General features: G+C 37.8%; 12 protein-coding genes. 4 read left to right on the top strand and 8 right to left on the bottom strand.

What is annotated here, in order from left to right; genetic code table 11:
- Positions 1-7 precede the first annotated feature (7 nt).
- Positions 8-613, bottom strand: coding sequence for a helix-turn-helix transcriptional regulator (locus ACFRAE_RS04935; protein ID WP_422796016.1), 606 nt, complete (start codon positions 611-613; stop codon positions 8-10).
- A 357-nt stretch (positions 614-970) separates the two neighbouring features.
- Between ACFRAE_RS04935 and ACFRAE_RS04930 the strand changes: the two genes are divergently transcribed.
- From ACFRAE_RS04930 to ACFRAE_RS04920, 3 genes are all read left to right on the top strand, one after another.
- Positions 971-2,125, top strand: coding sequence for an efflux RND transporter periplasmic adaptor subunit (locus ACFRAE_RS04930; protein WP_422796015.1), 1,155 nt, complete (start codon positions 971-973; stop codon positions 2,123-2,125).
- Positions 2,126-2,207: 82 nt separating this feature from the next.
- Positions 2,208-5,387, top strand: coding sequence for an efflux RND transporter permease subunit (locus tag ACFRAE_RS04925; RefSeq protein ID WP_422796014.1), 3,180 nt, complete (start codon positions 2,208-2,210; stop codon positions 5,385-5,387).
- Positions 5,387-6,778, top strand: coding sequence for an efflux transporter outer membrane subunit (locus ACFRAE_RS04920; RefSeq protein ID WP_422796013.1), 1,392 nt, complete (start codon positions 5,387-5,389; stop codon positions 6,776-6,778). The genes ACFRAE_RS04925 and ACFRAE_RS04920 overlap by 1 nt, the downstream gene beginning before the upstream one ends.
- A gap of 98 nt (positions 6,779-6,876) precedes the next feature.
- Here the strand turns inward: ACFRAE_RS04920 and miaA are convergent, their stop codons facing one another.
- Genes miaA through ACFRAE_RS04905 form a run of 3 tightly spaced genes read right to left on the bottom strand, consistent with a single transcriptional unit; the run spans position 6,877 to position 9,781 of the window.
- Positions 6,877-7,806, bottom strand: a complete 930-nt coding sequence (gene miaA / locus ACFRAE_RS04915) for a tRNA (adenosine(37)-N6)-dimethylallyltransferase MiaA (RefSeq protein ID WP_422796012.1) — start codon at positions 7,804-7,806, stop codon at positions 6,877-6,879.
- Positions 7,785-8,957 (bottom strand): Gfo/Idh/MocA family protein, encoded by a 1,173-nt coding sequence (locus ACFRAE_RS04910; RefSeq protein ID WP_422796011.1) that lies wholly within the window; start codon positions 8,955-8,957, stop codon positions 7,785-7,787. Before ACFRAE_RS04910 ends, miaA begins: the two co-directional genes overlap by 22 nt.
- Positions 8,958-9,010: 53 nt before the next feature.
- A complete protein-coding gene (locus tag ACFRAE_RS04905; protein ID WP_422796010.1) occupies positions 9,011-9,781 on the bottom strand; it encodes a hypothetical protein in 771 nt (256 codons plus the stop codon).
- Positions 9,782-9,859: 78 nt separating this feature from the next.
- Here ACFRAE_RS04905 and def point away from each other — a divergent pair, with 78 nt between their 5' ends.
- Positions 9,860-10,447, top strand: a complete 588-nt coding sequence (gene def / locus ACFRAE_RS04900) for a peptide deformylase (protein ID WP_422796009.1) — start codon at positions 9,860-9,862, stop codon at positions 10,445-10,447.
- 35 nt (positions 10,448-10,482) lie between these two features.
- On the opposite strand, the gene ACFRAE_RS04895 is transcribed toward def, so the two are convergent.
- The 4 genes from ACFRAE_RS04895 to ACFRAE_RS04880 form a co-directional block, all read right to left on the bottom strand.
- On the bottom strand, positions 10,483-14,694 hold the full coding sequence (locus ACFRAE_RS04895) for a hypothetical protein (RefSeq protein WP_422796008.1): 4,212 nt from the start codon (positions 14,692-14,694) through the stop codon (positions 10,483-10,485).
- A gap of 197 nt (positions 14,695-14,891) precedes the next feature.
- Positions 14,892-15,500 (bottom strand): trimeric intracellular cation channel family protein, encoded by a 609-nt coding sequence (locus ACFRAE_RS04890; protein WP_422796007.1) that lies wholly within the window; start codon positions 15,498-15,500, stop codon positions 14,892-14,894.
- Positions 15,501-15,697: 197 nt separating this feature from the next.
- Entirely contained in the window at positions 15,698-17,332 is a 1,635-nt protein-coding gene (locus tag ACFRAE_RS04885; RefSeq protein WP_422796006.1) for a M56 family metallopeptidase, read from the bottom strand.
- Positions 17,333-17,334: 2 nt separating this feature from the next.
- On the bottom strand, positions 17,335-17,697 hold the full coding sequence (locus ACFRAE_RS04880) for a BlaI/MecI/CopY family transcriptional regulator (RefSeq protein WP_422796005.1): 363 nt from the start codon (positions 17,695-17,697) through the stop codon (positions 17,335-17,337).
- Positions 17,698-18,372: the final 675 nt, after the last annotated feature.

The following is an 18,372-nucleotide window of genomic DNA, read 5'->3' as shown; positions in this document are numbered from 1 at the left end:
GCCTTTTTTATTTATAAATTTGATAGACACATCGTCGCCCTTTATTCATCAGATGCTCCGTACGTCTTACTTCCTCTTTAAATAGACTTTGAAAAACCTGTAATTCTACTGAACAGAAGTTTTGGCAAACTCTTGCCGCCTCACATATGGGACAGTGATTTTCTATAAATAAGTAACCAATATCATTTGCTTCAACAGATGCCATATATCCTTCTTGACTCCTAATTTCCGCCAGCAATTGCAATTGCTCTTCTAAATTTTTCCCGTCTTTGATATAATCCGAATATTTTTTTAATAATTCTTCCTCTGCCGAAGCCAGTACGGCATACATGCCTTGGTCTCCAAATATATCCTGTATTTTTTTAATCAATCCAATAGACACTTCTTTGTAAGACGCTGGAAATTGATCATGTCCAGCCCTTGTTAGGGTCCATACTTGTTGGGGACGACCTCGCCCTTTTACCTCATTAGTGGATTCTACAAATCCTTCATTGGCCAACTTAATTAAGTTGAATCGTGTGCCTTCGACTGTAATTCCCAGCTCTTTTGCCAATTCAATGACTGACATTGCCCCTTTTTTCTTTAATACCACTAGAGCTTTATCGTTTTCCATGATCTGAATCGATGCTTATTATTCACAATAAGTTAATATACAAAAATAAGCTTTCATTTAAGACATTTTTAAGTCATCTATCCTACTCTATACCCAACTAGGCATGAATTGTAATTTAAAAGTAATAAACCAAGTGTTTATTTGGTTTAATATCCCGTTAGCAATTAGTTTTGAATGATAAATAAAATATGAGCACAAATACTATTTTTTTAGAAACATGAATGAACTCAGTAGCGAAGTACTATAGCGGTCAATTTGATATCAAGTAGTATTGGCCAAATAAGGTCCTTCCATACGCCATATTAGTTTATTAAATAGAGATACTTACAATTAAACATTTAAACGGAAAACAACCCCATGAAATTAATTAACAACAAGCTGCTATATTATCTTTTCTTGCTTGCCTCCTCCAGCACTTTGATGGCATGTACGGGAAAAGCAAATGAAACTAGTACAGATATTGCTACTGCTGATGTAACCGTCCTTCAACTATATGAGGAGGACACCCAACAGTTTTTTGAATATCCTGCAACAATTAGAGGTCAGCAAAACGTAGAGATACGTCCAAAAGTGGATGGTTATATTGCCGAAATTTTAGTCGATGAAGGGGCTCAAGTTTCCAAGGGTCAAGTACTTTTTCGCATCAATAATCCATTGTATGAACAAGAAGTAATAACCGCTAAAGCAGCGATTAAAAGAGCAGAGTCTGCGGTAAATACAGCGAATATTAATGTGAAGAAAACAAGCCCATTGGTAGAAAAGGGAATTATCAGTGAGTTTGAGCTCGAAGCAAAAAATCTCGAACTTCAAGCGCGGTTAGCTGAACTGGAAGAAAGTAAGGCAAAATTGCACAATGCACAGGTAAACTTAGGGTATACGGTCATTTCTAGTCCCGTATCTGGGGTAATTGGTACCATTCCTTACAAAATAGGAAGTTTAGTAAGCAGCATGAATGAATTACCACTCACTATCCTTTCGGATATATCTAAAGTTCATGTCTATTTTTCCTTTTCGGAAAGCCAATTCCTATCCCTAATATCCGACAGCGATAAAAAGAACATTAATGATGCGATCAATAACATACCTCCGGTAGAATTGCGTTTAGCATCTGGAGATTTTTATCCTCAAAAGGGTACAATTGAAACCACGGGAGGACTGATTAACACGGGTACCGGTGCCATTAGTATGCGCGCTGTCTTTCCGAATGCTGAAGGATTAATCCGAAGCGGCAGTAGTGCGATTATTAGGATAGCAAGAGCTGTAGATCATGCTATTTTAATTCCCGAAACTGCTACATACGAAATACAAGGCAATAAGTTTGCCGTCTTGGTAGACTCTGCAGGACTATCCAAATCAGTTGCCATAGAAGTTGCAGATTTGCCGATCAATGATTCTTTTTTAGTGACTAAAGGATTGCGTTCAGGAGATCGTATTGTTACGGAGAATGTAACCGCAATTAAAGATGGAACAAAAATAAATCCAAAAGGCACTCAGGCATTGAGTCAGAAATAACAGAATTATATGCATGTAGCTTTGATTATGGTAGTTCAAAATAACTACCCTCGCTTTGCTATGGCTTTTTAACAACATTTATATGCTTAAAACATTTATAGATAACCCGGTACTTTCTACCGTCATTTCCATCATTATTGTTATTCTCGGACTACTGGGTTTGGCGACTTTACCTATTTCACAATATCCAGATATCGCACCACCAACTGTTCAAGTAACTGCAAGCTATCCTGGAGCAAATGCCGAAGTGTTGATGAAGAGTGTCATTATTCCATTGGAAGAGCAAATCAATGGAGTAGAGAAAATGACCTATATGACCTCCAAAGCCAGTAACGATGGAACAGCAGTCATTACCATAAATTTTGAACAAGATGCTGATCCAGATCTTGCCGCTGTCAATGTGCAAAACCGTGTTGCAAAGGCCAATGGAGTCATGCCTCCTGAGGTAATCCGTTCCGGAATTACCACCACAAAAATGCTTAACTCCTGGTTGGTAGGATTTCTAATTTACAGTGAAAACAAAGACTACGACAGTAAGTTCCTAGACAATTACATGCGAATTAATATTGTGCCGGAATTAAAACGTATTTCTGGGGTGGCTGATGTGCAGATGTGGAGCATCATGGATTATTCCATGCGTATCTGGTTAAAACCGGAGGTCATGGCAGCCTACGGATTGATGCCTGAGGATGTTACCGCTGCATTAGCCGAACAAAATATTGAAGCTGCGCCTGGAAAAATTGGCGAAAATAGCAACAAGACATTTGAATATGTACTCAAATATACCGGAAGATTGGAACAAGAATCCCAATTTGAAGATATCGTACTCAAGGCAAATGCCGATGGACAGATTTTGAGATTAAAGGATGTGGCCAAAGTGGAACTTGGGGCGATGAGTTATAATTTGGATAATACCTTAAATAGCTTTCCTGCCACAGGTGGCGGTGTCATGCAGACCGCAGGTTCAAATGCGCATGAAATTAACAATCAAATTATCGAGTACCTTCACCTCGCAGAAAAAGACTTTCCACCAGGGGTGAAATGGGATACCTTTATCAATACTAATAATTTTTTAAATGCATCCATAAGTAAATTAGTTCAAACCTTGGTTGAAGCATTTTTACTAGTGTTTTTAATGGTATTTATCTTTCTTCAGGACTTTAGATCCACGCTAATACCAGCCATTGCAGTCCCGGTAGCCATTATTGGAACTTTTTTCTTCTTAAATTTATTTGGCTATACCCTAAATTTATTAACACTCTTTGCATTGGTTCTTGCCATCGGAATTGTGGTTGATGATGCTATTGTCGTCGTCGAGGCTGTACATGCCAAACTCGATGAGGGAGCTAAATCTTCCCGACAGGCAACTATTTCTGCCATGCACGAAATAAGTACCGCCATCATATCAATTACACTAATTATGTCGGCAGTTTTTATTCCAGTAACCTTTATTAAAGGATCAGCAGGAATATTTTATAAGCAGTTTGGTGTTACATTAGCCGTGGCAATTATCATTTCGGCAGTCAATGCTTTAACCTTAAGCCCTGCTCTTAGTGCTTTACTTTTAAAACCCCACCATTCAGATGAAAAAACGGAGAAAAGAGGTTTTTTAAAGCGATTTTTTATAGCGTTTAATGTTGGATTTCAATCATTGACATCAAAATACATCGCTGCAGTTAAGTTTCTTATCCACAGAAAATGGATAGCGCTAGGCAGTATTGCTTTTTTTATAGGTTTACTTGTCTTTTTTATGCGAACTACCCCAACAGGGTTTGTGCCTAATGAGGATTCAGGAGCCATATTCGGGGATGTTATTTTACCACCGGCAAGTACCCTATCACAAACCAAAAAAATTGTAGCCCAAATTGATAGTATTGCACAAGCCATGTCTGAGGTTAAGGTGAGTGCAACAGTTTCTGGGATGAATTTAATCAGTGGAAATGGAGGATCTTATGGCGCTATTTTTATCGCATTAAAACCTTGGGACACCCGTAAAGGGGAAGGTCAGGATGTAAACAGTCTAGTGGCCAAATTATTTGAAAAGACCAGTCATATCAAAGGCGCAAATATCATATTCTTCCCTGCTCCTACCTTACAAGGCTTTGGAAATACCAGTGGATTTGAAATTCAGCTCTTGGATAAAACAGGTGGTAGCTTTGTCGATTTTGAAGGAAACATAAATAAATTCTTGACCGCCTTGCATCAACGTCCCGAAATTATGTATGCAGCAACCTCTTTCAATAACAATTTGCCCCAATATAGACTAAATGTAAATGTTCCTTTAGCCAAGGAGGCTGGGGTTGAAGTCACATCCATCTTAAGAACCTTGCAAGGTTTCTTCGGAGGAATGTATGCTTCGGAATTTAATCGATTCGGAAAACAATATAAAGTGTTTATTCAATCCAGTCCCGAAGATCGTAAAGAAGAAAAGGATTTGGAGAAGATTTATGTGCGCAATAATAAAGGGGAAATGGCACCCATATCTACCTTTGTAAAATTGGAAAGAACCAGTGGACCCGAATTTATTAACAGATTTAATTTATATACCTCTGCCGCGGTAAATGGAGCTCCAAATCCGGGTTATAGCTCTGGAGATGCCATTCGCGCCATTCAAGAAGAAGCCAGTAAGAACTTGCCAAAGTCAACTTCTTACGATTACAGTGGACTTACTAGAGAAGAAATATTAAGTGGAAATCAAACCATATTAATTTTTAGTCTTTGTTTGATCTTTGTTTATTTCCTACTCAGTGCACAATATAAAAGTTATATACTTCCTTTTTCTGTTTTATTATCCTTGCCATTTGGACTTGCAGGAGCATTCTTGTTTGCCAGAATGACGGGATTGGATAATAATATTTTCTTACAAATCAGTCTTATCATGCTCATTGGCTTGCTGGCTAAAAATGCCATTCTGATCGTCGAGTTTGCATTGCAAAGAAGAAATCAAGGTATGGATTTATTGCAAGCGGCACTTTCTGGAGCAGCAGCTCGATTAAGGCCTATACTAATGACTTCCTTGGCCTTCATTTTCGGATTGCTCCCTTTGATGTTTGCTACTGGTGTAGGGGCATTAAGTAACCGATCCATAGGCACAGCGGCTGTGGGCGGGATGTTAATAGGAACATTGCTCGGGGTACTTGTTATTCCAGCACTATTTGTCATTTTCCAACGAATACATGAAAAATTTAGCGGAAAGCCTGTAGCTCTTGAACTGGAGGGACTTGAAGAAATCAGTGCAGCGAAAAATTTAAATAACAACTAATGAAAAGGAACTTCAAATTTACATACTTTGCCTTCTTTATTTTATTCATGTTGAGTGCTTGTCACGTCACCAAAGATTATCAGGCACTCCGAATTGAAAATAATAATTTGTATCGAGATACGGTTATTTCGGACACCAATAGTATGGCTGCATTGCATTGGAAAGCATTTTTCAAAGATAAAAACTTGCAGACATTGATTGATACGGCCCTTGGATCAAACTTGGATATGAAAATTCTTTTGGAACGAATCGTCCAATCCCAAGCATCTTTTAAACAGAGTAAGCTAGCCTACCTCCCAGATTTAAATGCGGATCTGTCGGTTCGTCAATCTCGTTTGGCATTTCCGCAAGGATTTGGATTAATAAAAAATTCTACCCAATACGATCTAGCCTTGCAAGCAAGTTGGGAGCCAGACATCTGGGGGAAGCTCAGTAGTGCTAAGAAAGCCGCGTTAGCACAGCTTCTTCAAACCGAAGCCGCAAAACGAGCCATCCAAAGTCAACTAATTGCGGATATCGCGGTTCATTATTATTCCTTACTTGCCTTAGATGCACAATTAGAAGTATTGAAAAAAACCGTCAACAATAGGAAAGACGATGTTGTCACGATGAAAGCTTTGAAAGCATCAGCAATCGTAAATGGAGCTGCCGTTGTTCAAAGTGAAGCCAATTTGCATACGGTAGAAGTGTCAGTACCAGATGTGATCAAGCAGATTCGAGAAACAGAAAATGCGTTGAGTTTATTACTAGGAAAACCTTCTGGAAAAATTCAACGATCTCAGCAGATGAATGGTCAATCATTTGATCAAGTAGCCGTAGGACTGCCCGCTAGTTTACTGCGATTCAGACCTGATGTGCAAGAAGCTGAATTTGCATTTCGTCAATCTTTTGAATTGACTAACATCGCTAGAACCGCATTTTATCCTAACTTTCGGATTACCGCTGCAGCAGGTTTTTCGAGTTTAGATTTTTCAAATTGGTTTAGTCCGGAATCTTTTTTCGCTAATATACTAGGTGGACTGAGCCAACCCCTCTTTAACAAAGGTGTTAATAAGGCTAAACTGAAAATAGCTGAAGCTCAACAACAGCAAGCTTTTTATCAGTTTCAAAAAATTGTCCTGCAATCAGGAAAAGAAGTTTCAGATGCTTTATTCGCTTTGGAAACCACGAAAGCGAAAGAATTGAGTAGAGTAAAACAGTTAGAGGCGCTTAATAAGGCTGTAGAATTTACCAAAGAGCTGTTAAAGTATAGCGAAAGCACTAATTACATTGATGTACTGACCTCCGAACAAAATTTGTTGAATGCAGAGATAGGAAGTGTTTATGATCAATTAGAACAATGTTTAGCTTTGATTGCCTTGTATAAAGCTACAGGTGGAGGAAGTTATTAAAAATAAATAATGTGTTGTTATCAAGTATCTTAATTTAGATTCAAGCACTAGCAATAGTGCTTGTTTTTATATTTAGGCCTACATCAACACAAACAACATCAACTGTTTAACCAATGGATGTACAATCCTTCCTTTTCCATTTTTCTAAAGTAGGTCATCTGACGTTTGGCAAAACGATGGATTTCAGTTCGGAGTTTTGTAAGAAACTCATCCACGGTCAATTCTCCTAATATATGGCTAGAAGCATATTTATATTCTAAACCAAACCATTGCAATTGTTCATGAAGGACTCCCCTGGCCAACAAATCTTCCACCTCTTGCAATAAGCCTTGTGCCATCCGATTTTGCAACCTTAGGTCTATCCGTAATCTCCTTTGTGCTAAACTCGGATTTAAACCAACGATTAGGTAATTTCTTACAATACATTCATGGGCTTTAGGTAAAGGGTTAAATTGAAGGAATCTAACAATTTCTAGTGCGCGAACTAGGCGTTTATGGTTATTCCAGTCGATGCTCATTCCTTCCGGCACTCCTATTTCCTTAATCTCTTGTATCAGCGCTTCTTTACTTTTTCGAGCTAAATCTTCTTGAAGTTTTTTATGCTTAGGAACGGCACTCAAGGGTTTCTCCAACAAAAGGCTTTCTATGTAGGAGCCAGTACCCCCACAGATGATCGGCAATTTTTCGCGCCTTCGAATCTCTTCCAGTTTGCTTTGTACATCCTCCTTAAACTGGTCTACTTGGTATAGCTCATCAGGTTCTCGAATATCGATTAAGTGATAAGGTATATCTTGATATTCAATTAAGTCTTTGCCTGTTCCTATATCTAAGTATTTATAGACTTGTCTAGAATCTGCGGAGATGATCTCTCCGTTTAATGCTTTAGCCACTTGAACCGCAAGCTTTGTTTTTCCAGATGCTGTAGGTCCTAAAATGATTAAAACAAAATCAGGCGAAAGAGATTCCTTCGCCTGATCTATGTAAGATATAAGTTCTTTAAAAGTGTTTAAATCACGAACTTGGTCCATTTTTCATTACTTTCATTACTTTTTACGACCGTTTCAATAAAAGCCATACCTCTTACTCCATCGTAAACATTCGGGAAATCTTGCGCTTCTGCAGAAGGAGTTTCTCCATTTCTTTTAGCAGATACAGTCAAGGCAAAATTTCTGTAAATATTCGCAAAAGATTCCAATAACCCCTCAGGATGTCCTGCTGGTACCCTAGTATTATGAGTAGCAAAAGAGCTCAAAGTAAATGGAGCCGCATATGCATTACCAGTACGGTAATATTGTCTTGGTTGATCTAACATTTTAATAATTAAATTGTTAGGATCTTCGTTTGCCCATTCCAAACCACCTTTTTCTCCATAGATACGAATACGCACTGCGTTTTCTTCTCCTGCAGAAATTTGTGAGGCCATTAATACACCTTTAGCACCATTTTCAAAATGTAATAATACGGAGCCATCATCATCTAATAAGCGGCCTTCCACAAAAGTGGTTAAGTCTGCACTCAACTCCGTAATTTTTAATCCAGATACATATTCTGCAAGGTGTGCAGCATGTGTTCCAATATCACCCATTACCAATGATTTACCAGAACGTTTTGGGTCTGCACGCCATGCGGCACCTGCATTTCCTTCGCGTTCCGTCATTCTGCTTAACCAACCTTGAGGATATTCTACCACGATTTTTCTAACTTTTCCAAAATGACCTTCTTTGACCATTGCTTTTGCTTGCTTGATCATCGGATAGCCTGAATACGTATGCGTTAAACATAAGGTTTTACCTGTACGTTCTACTGTTTCTTTTAAATCCAATGCCTCTTCCAAGGATACGGTCATAGGTTTTTCTACCACAACATCAAATCCCGATTCTAAGGCTAACTTTGCAGGGCCAAAGTGTAAAAAGTTTGGAGTTACGATCGTTACAAAATCCATGCGTTCACCATCAGGTAATTTGGACTCTGCTTCAATCATCTCTTGATAACTTTCGTAAACCCTATTTTCAGGAACAAATAAGTCTCTTCCGGATTGCAAGGACACTTCCCTATCTATACTAAATGTCCCGCACACTAATTCTATTTTACCATCCATAAAGGCGGCTATACGGTGAACGGCACCTATAAAGGCGTCATTTCCTCCACCAACCATGCCCATGCGTAGTTTTCGTTTCATAAGAAGTAAATTTCGATTGATTAAGTTTTAAATATAGTAAATTTAATGTCGATTTATAAATCCAACACCATTTTTATGCTTCCATTGCTGTGAATAACATAGCCATTTGGCTGTTGCGTTCTAAGTTCGAGCTCTTCTGCTTCCGATTTAATCGGGACTTGTTTGGTTCCATCCCACCAAAATCGTTGTGCTGATAGCATCCCTTTTATTTGAAAGCCTAATTTTTGCAGGGAAGATTCTTGGGTCCAGGATAGATCTGCATAGGTCATGATATCTTGGGGATGAAAGTCTTTCGCAAATTCCTTAAGCAATTTGGATAAACCACCGACAACAATATAATTGGATTTCTGACAAAATCGAAGTAATTCAAATGATCGATGGCTGTCAGAAATTTCTCTCATTATTCTTGCGCCACTAAAAACAGCTATGGCATAAAGTTCACCCTCGAAATATAAACCGTACCGGTATTTTCCCGGAATACTTGGTTGTACATGATATTCGTCTAGAAAATTTAATGAGGTTCGCTTATCTATCCTAGCAACAACCGTTTGGCGGGCATATATGCGTCTGGCTAGGCCAGCTTGTACCTTGAGTCGATCGTAAATTTTTTGGGTTGCGCTTTGAAAAATTATTTCATCTATACTGATCAATTTTTTTTCAATCTGATAACTTGCTTCTGGCGGTGCATGTGTGATGTAGACCAAGTCAAACACTAAGTTGCGACACTGTAGGTAATAGAAATTTGGATGTGGTATGCTGAGTACATCTGCCGCAAGTTCTTTTTCGAGAAATTCAATTAATGTATTCAACGACTCATTTTTCATCTTACAAAAATAGCTTTAATTAGTTCGATACCGAACGCAATAAAATAATTAATAACTTTGTACAGAAAATAGAATTAAATGAAATTACCTATAGTAGCATATGGCGATCCGGTTTTACGTCAAAAGACCGAGGAAATTGAAGAGGATTATCCAGAATTAAAGAAACTGATAGAGGATATGTTTGAGACCATGTATGCCGCAAATGGGGTGGGTTTAGCAGCTCCGCAAATTGGCTTACCCATTCGTTTATTTGTCATTGATGCTTCCCCTTTTGGTGAAGATGATGAAGATGGACCTGGTGACCTTACAGCTAAGGACTTCAAACGAGTATTTATTAATCCCATTATGGTGGAAGAATCTGGTGAAAAGTGGCTCTTTTCTGAAGGATGCTTAAGCATACCTCATATTAATGAAGAAGTTTCTAGAAAGAAAGACGTAATCATTAATTATTTGGATGAAAACTTTGAGGAAAAAGAAGAATCACTTACCGGCTTAGCTGCTCGTGTTGTACAGCATGAATATGATCATATTGAAGGTAAATTATTCCTGGATAAACTAAGTCCCTTAAAAAAGGCCATGTTGAAAGGTAAGCTAGACAATATATCGAAGGGACAGGTTAGGGTGAGCTATAAAATGAGTTTCCCTCAACTTAAACGCAAAAGATAAGGTAAAAAGCCGGTTAAATTAACCGGCTTTTTTGTTTAACTGAGTTTGTATTCTACATACAGCATCACATCTTTAATCCCTTTCGCCGCCAGGGAATCAAAAGAAAGGGTGAATGTTTGATCCAAGGCTTGATTTAAAAGTTCATTGAGCGGTTCTGCCAGTTGATTACCGGCTAAAACACCGTTATTCGAAGCTGCTATACCCTCCTCATCAAACAATACCGTAATTTCTGAATTGCCCACACTTGTTTTTAAGGTTGCCTGACCGGGGCTTTCGCCCAATACCACCAGGGCTATATTACTAATAGAGCGTTGGGTATATGCGATATCTTCTTTAATTTTTAGAAAGTTGAATATCAATTCATCGCTTAGACCGTTCCTAAAATTAGCTATATCTTCCACAGATAAATAAGAAACCAAGCTATTGATTGCTCTCAATTGTTCTTGAAGCGGATCAATTGTTGTTGAACTGAAAAGGGTATCACTATATTGACCACAGCCATGGAAAGTTATATATACATCGGCCAATTCATTCAGATTTTCATCCACCTGACTCAAATTTAATTCCCAAGAACTGGTAAATCCACTCCCCTCAAAGGACAATAATGTTTCTCCTGGTAATCCAAACAGTTCCATATCTTGTTGCATCTTAAAATCTGATAATAGTGTAGCGTCTGGGAAGCGTATTAATAGTACAGCCTCATCATTTAAATTTTGTACAATGGATAAGCCTCGATTGCGAAGAGTTCCTGTCAATTTTGAATTTCCAAAGGAAGGTAGATCAACAGATAAACTGTGAATTCGACAAGCATATAATCCCGGGTACCGCTTTTTTAAATAATTTTCATCCGTGAAAAAGCTGCAAGAACCAGTGTTTTTTAAATTTGCAAAGGCCATCGGGAAGTGTTGGGAAAGCGAGATTCGTTGCTTGAATGGTAAGGACAATTTTAGGCCCATTAACCTATTCATCTCCAGACTGGATAAATCGACTTGCAAGGCATCGGCTGCGGATATTCCTCGTAATGATTTGGGTATATAGTTTTTACGGATGATATGGATTTCACGCATCTGTTCAAAGGCCAATGCACGTTCTGCCAACCAAGCCATTCTACCAGCAGCATCTACATAGTAAAGCATCATTTGTTCTGCAAGTAGGGCCAATTTACCCCAGGTTTCAGCGCTTAAGAAACGATCTTGCTGAAACGTACTTATAGTTTTCGCATAGTGGTAATCGGATGAAGCTATTTGTTTTTGAAATTCGGCAATCTTTACAAAGCGTTGTTTGATGACAACTTGTGCCTTTGCAGCTGGTAATGCTTGATTTTCCAAGGCTTTTAATTCAGAGCCTAGCGAATTAAAAGCCGTCTCCATTCCTTGCATCGTGACATAGGATGCGTAGGCAAATAATGCCATACCGCCCAGCACCATCGCACCACTACCTAAGGTTGCCAAGGCTTTTTCTGCACCTATTTTACTAGCAAGCCCTTCTACAGGATTTTTTTTACCATCGCCGCCCATGCTTTTTGCTACGTCTTTCAATCCAGATAAATAGCTTTTGAATTGCCCAAAAAAGCTCTCTTTATCTTGTAGCTCTGCTCGTTTTTTCTGAATTAATTTTTCTACCTCTTTCACTTGATTTTGTGCCAGTTTGACTTCATGCTGCTGTATAGCAATTTGTTCATCGGCAATTTGAACGGTAGCTAAGGCTTTTTCCAGTAAATTGCTAGCCTGAAGTCGATTTAATTGTGCTTGTTCCAATTGCGAAGTATAAGCTATAAAATCATTTTGTGTTGATTTTGCAAAAGCAGTTAATGATTTGGCTTGGTCAATTAATGTACTGTAGCGTAATAAAGGTACCATATCTTCACTCCAACCATACACATTTAATCCTTCAGAAATTAAGTAAAGCCCATACCAAGCCCTGGATAATTGAGCCATAATTGCTGGATTACCAAAGTAACCGATGATAAATAGGGAAAATGTTCCTTCTTGTGGATAACTAGGGCTTATAGCAGGATCGATTCCATGTAAAATAAGGACGCCCTTAAACAACTCTCTCGCTCGTGCATTGGAAGCTTCATCATCATTTCTTTGCAATAACTCTGCCCACTCTAACATAATTTGGCCCTGCTCTATCCTTAAAGCCTTCCATTCGCAATCTGATATGGTGCTAGGCTTTAGCTTTTGGAATTCTTTTTTACCCGTATCGTAATGGTATGCTACGCTAGTCGTATAGGGTAAATCATTTAGGTGATGTAGGTTTTTAGTTGGGTAAAAGTTCGCTGAATTTTCATTCGCTGCATATTCAACACTCGTATCCTGATTAGCGATGCCCACATGAGTGCCTGATAAAAACGCTAGATAATTTAAGCTACTGGCATAATCCCCTATTTTTCTAGAAATTCTAGCGCGTAAGACGGGGACAAAAACCTCTTTAAAATAAGTCAACCAATGTACAAATAAGGCACAGGATTCATATATAGACTTTTCTCTAACCATCACATTGGTTGTGTCGCCATATTCATAGGGAGGAAACTTAGGACAACTGTAAAAGGATTCCAACAATTTTAATCCGTTCAAATCATCGGTTACAAGTTTTCCGCGCTGAGCTAAGGAGATTTCCCGGTATTCCATTCCATAGTTCCTGGGTTGAAAAGCAAATTGATTTTTCTTCCAGCCTTTTTCTATTAAAAATTTTTGAATGGTTCTAGCTATTTCCTCCAGTTCGTAAAAGGTGGTCGATGATCCGCGGTAATCTCCATGATCATATTGCCATAAGGCATGATTTAATTTATCTGTCAGTTCAAATAATGCGACCACTTTTGATCCTGAACCATTTTCCTGTTCGATGATTGGATGTTCAACCTCATCAAAATGATCGAGTGTTTTACTTAGGTTTACATCTTTCTTTTCAAATCGTGTCGCAAAAAGCTGTCTAAATGAGGGTTCAAAATAAGGGCTGGTTCTTCGGATATCAAAGTAGTTTTCAGCATAAAAGGGTTGCCTCCGGTCTAACCATTCGTTGTAGTGAAGAAAAAAGGGAGCTTTGCCAAGGAAATTGGCCATGATAATTGGTTTAGGTCGTTTTTCATGAATCTGTGGATTCGCAGGGAAAGGATCTAACTCGGATTGGTAACTATCGGCCAAAAAACCAATTAATGCTTCTATATTTAGTTTGATAACTGAAGATTTTTCATTTGCCTTTGGCTCAAAAGAAACACGGAAACGTTGGGACAGTTCTTTTTTACTTTGTTTAGTTAATGCGATTAATTGGTCTAAATATTCTTCAAATGTTTGATTGACTTGTCTTGGGGGCAGCTGATCTTGAGTTTTACCAAATCCCCCTAAATCTTTAGGTACAATAAGTGCCGCGGATAAGACATGGCCTAATAATTCTGCTTTAGAGCTTTCTGTTTCAAATGCATACCTGAAATTTTGATGCAGACGATTGTTTAATTGTGCTTCTAAATCCGCTTTTTTTACCTGTGAATTGCCATTAAAGGGGAGATTTTTATGCATCAATCTTGCAGCCTTCACCCAGATTCCCCTTAAATAATCTCTGTAGAGCTGTAAATTTGATCTTTTCAGCGGGATAAATTCGTAATCAGGAATGGAAGTAGGGCCTTCAAAAGATTCACGCCATTTGCCAATTTCTATGAGGTTGAAGTTTATAGGAATTTCCTGCAGATTGTTCGTCTGCTTTTCTTTATTCAGTAGCATTTGATCGGTTTGGAATAAAATAGCCATGCGGTCTTGCATGTCCCAATCATAACTTGGACTGTCCTCCCAAGGACTGAGTAGTTGTTTCCTAAAATCTTGTATACTCCATAATCGATTTACCATCATGAATTCTGCTAATGCAGGAAGTTCTTGTTCCATTTTAGACTCTTTTTCAGAGACTATTTTTAATGGAATACTCAAGTACTCCTGTTGTAAATTCAACAAATAAGGTTCATTTTCGAACATGTTGTCAAGGACTGTGATATATGATTTCCAAGAGGAGCCACAATGGATGAGTCTTGAAATTTCTTCCTGCCCTTCTTGTGGATGAAAGGATAGGCTAAATTCTCCTGCCTGATTACTACGCCCTTCGGCAATGATGATTGGCTTTTGATGTTTGTAAAGCTCACTCGACGTTTGGAATGACCACGCTATGGCAATTCCTGCTACAGGTTCATTGGTTTCCTCTAAAACTGTTTTTCCTTGAATAGTAATGGAGGCTATAGGCTGTGGGGAAGCATCTTTCATAATAATTGTTGTTAAGTATAAATCGTTTATAGCCAGGACTGTATGCTGGCAAATCTAAAAACAACAATTAATTTTGGATATCTTAGAAAAATGAGTGAATGTGAATTTTGTTCATGTGAAACCTGATCTTCAACGAGTAAAAAAAGAATTTGTAACAGCTCTGGATCAGATTTCTATCAATAGGTCCAATAGCGGCTTTAATTTACTTTTCCCACGCTAGGTAGGTAAAGGTTGTATTTTACCGATATAAACCGGATTATGAATACCAGGGATGCACTTACGATGGCGTTCACGTTATCTGGTATTGGAATCATTCGTAAACATACATAGCATATTGCTCCAGCTAAACAGGCCGAAGCATAGATTTCCTTACGTAATATTAAGGGAGTTACATTCATCAAGGTATCTCGTATCACCCCTCCCATACAAGCTGAAAACATACCCAACATCACCGCTGCGATTGCGCTGCTTTCATAACTTAATGATTTTTGTATTCCGACCACGGTAAAAAATCCTATCCCGATAGCATCAAATAGAAATAAGGTTCGTGCGTAATTATCTAAGCGCTTATTAAATAATAATGCGATTAATACCCCCACCAGAATAGCAATTAAATAGTTTCCATCTGCTACCCAAATAGGCCGTATGTTTAGAAAAACATCTCTTAACGATCCACCACCAATAGCGGTAACAAAACCCATAAAGGTTGCACCAAAAACATCAATATCATTTCTATTCGCCGCCATAGCACCCGAAATAGCAAATACCATTGTTCCTAATAAATCGATAGAATAAATCAATTCCATGTACCTGATCTTTTGTGCAACAATAATACGTATTTTCTACTTTTATTTCCCAAAGGCGAGCTTAGAAATCATGGCTTCTTAAAATTAAAAAGTGGGCTTGAACGAGCCCACTTTAACTAAACAACGAAACAAAATGAATTTGTTTATAGATCCCTTTGGGAGGAATGTCTTATCTATTTATACTGTATTGATTGATTTTATAGGTTTAAATCTTGTGGAAGTACGGTTTCATTTTGTAATTCTGCCGATTCCGAAGATTGGTCAAATTTATTAATTTTTTTTAATTTATTAATCCACTCCTCGCTTTTAAAATATTTTTCCAGTTTTTCCCCATTTGATTCAATGGTTTTAATTTTGCTTTTCCATTCTTCAGATTCAAATTGCTTATGCAGTTCTTGACTTTGTTTTTCAATGGCTTTTACTTGGTTTTTCCAATCGTCGCTTTGAAAATACTTTTCGACCTCTTGGGCACTTTTTGACATATCGGTCACTTTTTGTTTCCATTCGGTTGATTCAAATTGTTTTGCGATATCCTTGGATTGTTGTTCAATTTCTTTGATTTTGTTTTTCCATGCTGGAGATTCATAATATTTCTGAAGCTCAGCGGTATTTTTTTGAATATCGTCCATTAGCTTTCTGACATGCTTGGGTAGTTGGGAACTGTCTAGTTGGCTAACCATCACAGGGGCTAATGCTGGCATAGTTTGCGCGGCCTGAGTTTGACCGGGCGCAGGTGGATTAGGCGCTTTTATTATTTTGTTAATCTTTATTACCTTTTCAGGTGATGTTGATGGAGTGCTGTGTGTTTTTTCCACCCACTCATAAATGATTTCTTGTGCTTGTGCTCTTACGGGTATTATCCATAACACCGCTACAATGGTGCATACGCTGACCATGATAGCAACTAACTGTTGCTTTACATTAAGATATTTCTTTTCCATTTTTGTTATTCTTTTGATTCTATTCAATAATTGATGTTTTGAATTGCTTGCTGCTAAAGTGAGCGGGCTATTGACTTTGTTTCTTAAGGTTTCACATTCGACTAAGGCATGGGCATAGGTGATAGCCGGCGCGACATTCACAACGATATCATCACAGGCATGCTCTCGCTCTATTTCCATTATTCTGGAAATCTTCCATACAAATGGATTGAAGAATAATAGGGACTCAATAATGATTTTTATTAAATTGATTAAATAATCGTTTCTTTTAATGTGAGCTAATTCATGGACCAATATGGCCTCCACCTGTTGTATACTCATTAAATTGACATAGGCGACTGGAAATAAAACCACCGGTTTTAAATGACCCAATGTTAATGGGATTGAAACTAAGTCCGAGATGTAGAATTTTACTTTTCGTTTTATTCCGACTTGCTGTTTTGCACGTATAAATTGTTCCATCCAAGGGTTTGGAGCTTGGTGTAGCCCTTTATATTTTAATGTTTTTAGTTTTACAAAGCTGTTGGATAGTATGATGACTTGAATGATCAATCCTATTGTATATAGGTATACGATATAGGGCATCACTTGCTCCATATATGTACTTTGATTGATCAAATGACTAAAATGTGCAAATTGTAATTCGTTTCCAATGGTTTCAGCTAAGTTGGAGTCCTTATTGAGCGTATAATAATAATTTATATTGATGCAAAACCCTAAGAAGATGCTCAGCATAGCCATAAAAGCCAATCGATGTTTAGATCTTGCCGATTGCTTTGGATAAAGCAATATTAACATGGACAAGAGTATATAGATGATTGCGGCTTGCCATATGGAATGTAGGATACTCCAACCTATGGCATTTATTAGTGTAAATAGGGTATTTTCCATAATTACTGTTGTTCTAGTTTTTTTAAGAAATCTTTTATTTCGTTTATTTCTTCTTGACTAGTTCTTTCATTCCCGAGTGCCTGCATGACTAGCCGTGCTGTATTTCCATTGTATACCGTTTCGATCATTCTATTTAAAAATTGACCTTGGGTATCTTCTTTTTCTATTTGTGCTTTATATACATGTGTTTTAGAACTGGTATCTCGTTGCACTAATCCTTTTTCAAGCATGATTTGCATGAGCTTTAGCGTACTGGTATACCCGACATCTTTTTTAAGTAATTGTTCGTGCACTTCTCTTACACTTAATTCACCATGTTTCCATAGTAATTGTAGAATTTCCATTTCGCTTTCTGTCGGTTTCATATCTTTTCTTATTGGTATCTACGAATTATTTCGTATTCAAATGTACGAAGCTCTTCGTACAATGCAAATTTTTTAACATTTTTTCACTAAATGATTACTAATTAACCGTTTGTGCTGCTTGTTTATTGGCTTTCAAATTGGCCGATTTACGGCTAAAAGCGTATTTATGGCGTTTAATCTGCTTTTTATAATCTTAATGCATGCTTTTTCCTGGCTCCTCTTGTTATTATAGGCTCCTTATATAGTTCATAGAACCTGGGTCGGATCTCCTTTGGATCTTGTTCGCTGATTTTCGGTGAATATCTGATTGATATCCGAAGGAGATCCTAAGGAGATCCAAAGAAGTACTGTAGTGTACTGAAATTGGTTTATCAATTTCCTGGAGTTCTTCTGTTGGGTTTACCTATATAATTGTAGCACGAAGTATAGCTGCTATTTATTTACTTATCGGGATCTTGCTGCAAATGGATGTAATACGGCTACTGTAATAAAGAACTCCAAAGATTTTCGATAGTTTGCCTAGCTATATGCTGTCAGGACTGCTTTGGTCCTTAGCTAAGAATAAGATGGGGATGCTGGTTAGCGATAAATCTGCTATGAATACCCTAATATTCGTTGAAATGGGGCTTTAAACTGTGTTTTTGGGTTATTTTAAAAAATTTATTCATCAAAGGC

The sequence above is a fragment of the Sphingobacterium sp. HJSM2_6 genome (genome assembly GCF_049316305.1).
Lineage (GTDB): Bacteria > Bacteroidota > Bacteroidia > Sphingobacteriales > Sphingobacteriaceae > Sphingobacterium.
This window is presented reverse-complemented; position numbering and strand designations above follow the sequence as displayed.

Bases quoted from the DNA above. Each gene is read 5' to 3' on its own strand.
- ACFRAE_RS04935 (WP_422796016.1), bottom strand. From the start codon at position 613: ATGGAAAACGATAAAGCTCTAGTGGTATTAAAGAAAAAAGGGGCAATG.
- ACFRAE_RS04930 (WP_422796015.1), top strand. From the start codon at position 971: ATGAAATTAATTAACAACAAGCTGCTATATTATCTTTTCTTGCTTGCC.
- ACFRAE_RS04925 (WP_422796014.1), top strand. From the start codon at position 2,208: ATGCTTAAAACATTTATAGATAACCCGGTACTTTCTACCGTCATTTCC.
- ACFRAE_RS04920 (WP_422796013.1), top strand. From the start codon at position 5,387: ATGAAAAGGAACTTCAAATTTACATACTTTGCCTTCTTTATTTTATTC.
- miaA (WP_422796012.1), bottom strand. From the start codon at position 7,806: ATGGACCAAGTTCGTGATTTAAACACTTTTAAAGAACTTATATCTTAC.
- ACFRAE_RS04910 (WP_422796011.1), bottom strand. From the start codon at position 8,957: ATGAAACGAAAACTACGCATGGGCATGGTTGGTGGAGGAAATGACGCC.
- ACFRAE_RS04905 (WP_422796010.1), bottom strand. From the start codon at position 9,781: ATGAAAAATGAGTCGTTGAATACATTAATTGAATTTCTCGAAAAAGAA.
- def (WP_422796009.1), top strand. From the start codon at position 9,860: ATGAAATTACCTATAGTAGCATATGGCGATCCGGTTTTACGTCAAAAG.
- ACFRAE_RS04895 (WP_422796008.1), bottom strand. From the start codon at position 14,694: ATGAAAGATGCTTCCCCACAGCCTATAGCCTCCATTACTATTCAAGGA.
- ACFRAE_RS04890 (WP_422796007.1), bottom strand. From the start codon at position 15,500: ATGGAATTGATTTATTCTATCGATTTATTAGGAACAATGGTATTTGCT.
- ACFRAE_RS04885 (WP_422796006.1), bottom strand. From the start codon at position 17,332: ATGGAAAATACCCTATTTACACTAATAAATGCCATAGGTTGGAGTATC.
- ACFRAE_RS04880 (WP_422796005.1), bottom strand. From the start codon at position 17,697: ATGAAACCGACAGAAAGCGAAATGGAAATTCTACAATTACTATGGAAA.